4 protein-coding genes and 1 tRNA gene are annotated in these 5,008 nt (G+C 28.4%); 3 read left to right on the plus strand and 2 right to left on the minus strand.

What is annotated here, in order from left to right:
• Positions 1 to 144 precede the first annotated feature (144 nt).
• From rnr to ACIQ11_RS08730, 3 genes are all read left to right on the plus strand, one after another.
• Positions 145 to 2,322, plus strand: a complete 2,178-nt coding sequence (rnr, locus tag ACIQ11_RS08720; RefSeq protein ID WP_396154259.1) for a ribonuclease R — start codon at positions 145 to 147, stop codon at positions 2,320 to 2,322.
• A gap of 101 nt (positions 2,323 to 2,423) precedes the next feature.
• The gene (locus ACIQ11_RS08725; RefSeq protein ID WP_396154260.1) at positions 2,424 to 3,092 is read left to right on the plus strand and encodes a head GIN domain-containing protein; all 669 of its coding nucleotides are present in this window, start codon (positions 2,424 to 2,426) and stop codon (positions 3,090 to 3,092) included.
• 111 nt (positions 3,093 to 3,203) lie between these two features.
• Positions 3,204 to 3,890: a LysE family translocator gene (locus ACIQ11_RS08730; protein ID WP_396154261.1), complete on the plus strand. Its 687-nt coding sequence runs from the start codon at positions 3,204 to 3,206 to the stop codon at positions 3,888 to 3,890.
• 374 nt (positions 3,891 to 4,264) lie between these two features.
• On the opposite strand, the gene ACIQ11_RS08735 is transcribed toward ACIQ11_RS08730, so the two are convergent.
• Both ACIQ11_RS08735 and folB read right to left on the minus strand, forming a co-directional pair.
• Positions 4,265 to 4,335: transfer RNA gene (locus tag ACIQ11_RS08735), tRNA-Cys, on the minus strand.
• Between the two features lie 103 nt (positions 4,336 to 4,438).
• Positions 4,439 to 4,795 carry a dihydroneopterin aldolase gene (folB, locus tag ACIQ11_RS08740; protein WP_396154262.1) on the minus strand — a complete coding sequence of 119 codons (357 nt, stop codon included), beginning with the start codon at positions 4,793 to 4,795 and terminating at the stop codon, positions 4,439 to 4,441.
• Positions 4,796 to 5,008: the final 213 nt, after the last annotated feature.

The following is a 5,008-nucleotide window of genomic DNA, read 5'->3' on the forward strand; positions in this document are numbered from 1 at the left end:
AAACGGTTTTACTATTTTTAAAAAAAACTATGTTTCTATGTGTTTAAAAAGAAAATATTTAATCTTTTATTAATCTATAATATTCACTCTTTTCTCTAAAATCTAAATACTTCTTTGTACTTTTATCGATATTAAGAATGATATATGAAAAAGAATTTTAGAAAAATGACAAAAAAAGCCAAAGATTTTTCGGCACACGTATATAAAATACTATCCGCATCACCTACTAAAGACTTTAATTACAAACAAATTGCTGCGATAATTGAAGTGAATGACACACAAAGTAGAAACGAAATTATTAAAGAATTAGGTATTTTAAAGAAAGCAGGTAAAATAGAAGAAACCGAACGCGGTAAATATAAAATAATATCAAAAGCAGAATATTACGAAGGAACAGTAGATATGACATCTCGTAAATCGGGATATTTTGTGTGTTCTGAATTAGAAGATGATGTATATATTCCGTTTATAAATTTAAACCACGCTTTAGATGGTGATAAAGTGAAATGTTATATTTATAATAGAAGAAGTAGTAGAAAACCAGAAGCAGAAGTTTTAGAAATTTTAGAAAGAGCAAAAACAGAATTTGTTGGTGTAATTGATATTCAGAAAAATTTTGGTTTTGTAACTACTACAAACGCTAAAATGTACACGGATATTTTTATTCCAAAAAATGAAATAGCTACTGCAGAACACGGTGATGTTGTATTAGTTTCAATGGTAGATTGGCCAAAAAAAGCTGATTCTCCGTTTGGAAAAGTAATTAAAGTATTAGGAAAACCAGGAGAACACAATACAGAAATTCACGCCATTTTAGCAGAATATGGTTTACCAAACGATTTTCCAATTGAAGTAGAAGCGTATGCTAATCAAATAGATACTTCAATTACAGAAGAAGAAATTGCAAAACGTAGAGATATGCGAAATATTTTAACGTTTACAATTGACCCTAAAGATGCAAAAGATTTTGATGATGCTTTGTCATTTCAAGTATTACCAAATGGAAATTATGAAATTGGAGTACATATTGCCGATGTTTCTCATTATTTACAAGAAGGAACTATTTTAGATGAAGAAGCTTATAATAGAGCTACTTCTGTTTATTTAGTGGATAGAGTAGTTCCAATGTTACCAGAAGTATTATCAAATTTTGCTTGTTCTTTACGACCAAATGAAGAAAAATATACATTTTCAGCTATTTTTCAATTAAATAATAAAGCGGAAGTGGTGGATTCTTGGTTTGGAAGAACTGTAATTTATTCAGATCAACGATTTGCTTATGAAGAAGCACAAGAAATTATAGAAAGTAAATCAGATATAATTCCAGCTCATATTTCATTAACTGGAAAAGAATATCACGTACCAAAACCAATTGTAGAAGCGACTTTAAAAATGGATGAATTAGCAAAAATTCTTCGTATAAAAAGAATGAATGCAGGTGCTATTTCTTTTGATAAAGTAGAAGTAAAATTCAATTTAAATGAACACGCAGAACCTGTTGGCGTATATTTCAAACAAAGTAAAGACGCAAATCATTTAATTGAAGAATTTATGTTATTAGCCAATAGAAAAGTGGCTGAATTTATCGGAAAACAAAAGAAAACGTTTATTTACAGAATTCACGATGAACCAAATGAAGATAAATTATTTGGTTTACAAAATGTAATTTCTAAATTCGGATATAATTTAAATTTAAAATCGAAACAAGATATTTCTACTTCGTTAAATAAATTATTAGAAGACGTTCAAGGAAAAAAAGAACAAAATATGGTGGATACACTTACAATTCGTTGTATGAGTAAAGCAGCGTATTCAACACATAATATTGGTCATTATGGCTTAGCGTTCGATTATTATTCGCATTTTACTTCGCCAATTCGTCGTTATCCGGATGTGATGGCACACCGTTTGCTACAATTTTATTTAGATGGCGGAAAAAGTGCGAGTGAAGAATTATTTGAAGAAAAATGTATGCATTCGTCCGATAGAGAAAATTTAGCCGCAAAAGCGGAAAGAGATTCTGTAAAATATATGCAAGTGAAATATATGCAAGACCATAAAGATCAAGAATTTTTAGGGGTAGTTTCTGGAGTTACCGAATGGGGAATTTATGTAGAAATTATCGAAAATAAATGTGAAGGAATGGTGCGAATTAGAGAAATTAAAGACGATTATTATACGTTTGATGATAAACAATATGCGTTAGTAGGTGAAGTTTCTAAAAACTTAATACAATTAGGAGACGAAGTGTATGTTAAAGTAAAAAATGCCGATTTAGTAAAAAAACAATTGGATTTTCATTTTGTGAGAGAAAATAAATAAATAAAGTGTTCAGTAATCAGTTTTTAGTGTTCAGTTAAAATAAAATAGCATCACAAACTTGTCATACTGAACTCGTTTCAGTATCTTATAACAAAGAGATTATGAAAAAAATCATACATTCCTTATTATTAATCAGTTCGATAGCTTTTGCACAAACCGAAAAATCGGTTGGTGATTTTACCAAAGTAACTTCTTTTGATAAAATAGATGTAGAGTTGGTTTTAGGTACAGAAAATAAAGTAATTTTAAAAGGTACTAATTCTGAAGAAGTAGAATTAATAAACAATAATGGTGAATTAAAAATTAGAATGCCATTAACAAAAATACTAAGTGGTGATGCCATTTCAGCAACTGTTTATTATAAAAAATTAAATGCTTTAGAAGCTAATGAAGGCAGTAGAATTTCTTGTGATACAGAAATAAAAACCATTGGTTTTGATATTATTACCAAAGAAGGCGCAGAAATTGTTTTAAATACTCTTAGTGCAGATAAATTAAAAGTGCGTTGTGGCGCAGGAAGCATAGTTACTATAAAAGGAACGGTAAAAAACCAAGATATTTTAGCGAATTCTGGTGCTAAATATGATGGTCAAGATTGTATTACACAACAAACTACAGTAACCGTTAATGCTGGCGGAATAGCTAATGTAAATGTTTCTGATATAGTGGATGCTAAAACCCGAGCAGGCGGAACAATTACTATTTACGGCAATCCAAAACAAATAAATCAAAAATCGGTTGCTGGCGGAAAAATTATTCAAGCAAAATAAATTTACCTTCAAGTTTTTTTATAACTTTAAAAATTAGTAGTTTTACATTTAAGTGCATTAGTTTAATAACCCTTTTAAACTTATAAACTTTTTAAACTTATAAACCTTTTAATGATTCACGATATATTATTAGCCATTCCTTGGGCATTTTTATTAGCTATTTCAATTGGTCCTGGTTTTTTTATGTTATTAGAAACCAGTATTACCAAAGGATTTAAAGCAGCTTTTACTTTAGATTTAGGAATTGTTTTTAGTGATATCATATTTATTTTAATTGCTTATTTTGCTACCAATCAAATTCTATCGCAATTAAAAGACAACCCTATTTTGTATATTGTTGGTGGAATTATAATGTCGGTTTACGGATTAATTTCTTATATTCAGTTAAAGAAAAAATTTAACGAAAAAATGGAAGACGATGATGAGGAAGATATTCAGAAAAACAACTACTTAGGTTTATTTTTTAAGGGTGTTTTTTTAAACATTATTAATATTGGAGTCTTAGGTTTTTGGATGATGATTATAATAACGCACGGTCCAAAATTAGAAATGAATCCGTTGCGAATTTTTGTTTTTTTTACTTCAATTTTAGTGTTTTATTTACTAATTGATATTTATAAAATACTATTAGCCAAACAATTAAAACATAAATTAACACCAAATAACATTTATAAAATTAAAAGAATTATTAGTATAGTAATATTAATTTTTGGAGTGTTTTTTATCCTTCAGGGGCTTTTTCCAAAAAGCAAACAAATCGTAAATAAAAAATTAGGTATAGAGCAAGTTGTGAAGTAAATTACAATATTATTTATTTGACCCTTCAAAAGTTTAAAACTCTTGAAGGGTTTTTTATTGATTGAATTTTGAGTTAATAAAGATCCTTTCAGGATGACAAACTGTGTGTAATAATTTTGTGTCAATCTGTGAAATCTGTGTTTATAACTTTGTTTAAAATCAAAAAAGAGCTACTATTTCTAGTCACTCTTTCTAAATCATTGTCCAGATTCGAATTATAACTTTATGAATTTTTTCTAAAAATTCATAAAAAAAAGAGCTACTATTTCTAGTAATTCTTTCAGAATTCTCGCCGGATTCGAACTATAACTTTAATTAATTTTTTCTAAAAATTCACAAAAAAAAAGAGCTACTTTTTCAAGTAACTCTTTCAGAGGCATCGTCCGGATTCGAACCGGAGTAGACGGTTTTGCAGACCGGTGCCTAGCCGCTCGGCCACGACGCCATTATTGGATTGCAAATATAGATATAAAAATTTCAATATTCAAATCACAAATTCCAAATATTTTAAAATCTATTTTCTTTTTTCAATCTTTATTTTCTTAAAACTATCTTTTTTTCTTCATACGTATCGTAACTCCTTCAACATCACCACCAATAGGAGGATTTAATTTAGTTACTTGAACTTCAATTTTTAAAACCGAAAGCAATTCTTTTAAAACCCGATCTATAATTCTTTGCGCCACGTGTTCTAATAGTTTGGCGCGTATTGCCATTTCTTCCACCACAATTCTATTTAAATCTACATAGTCTACTGTGTCATTTAGTTCATCTGTTTGTGCAGATTGTTTTAAATTGGTTTTTACAGTTAAATCTATTCTATAATTACTTCCAATTTTTGCTTCTTCTTCTAAACATCCGTGATATGAAAAGGTTCGAATATTAGTTAATTTTATTTTTCCCATTAATTTTTTGTTTCAGGTTTCAAGTTCAAAGTTAGTTAGTTTTTTCAACTTTTTAAACAACTTTAAACCTTAAACTTGAAACATTTTCTATCTTTGTCAAAAGAAAGAAAATTATTATGTCTGCAGAAGAAAAATCTTTAAATTTTATAGAACAAATTATAGAAGACGATTTAAAAAACGGTTTATCATCTGATAAGTTACGTTTTCGTTTTC

The organism is Flavobacterium sp., assembly GCF_044361065.1.
In the GTDB taxonomy this organism is placed as follows: domain Bacteria; phylum Bacteroidota; class Bacteroidia; order Flavobacteriales; family Flavobacteriaceae; genus Flavobacterium.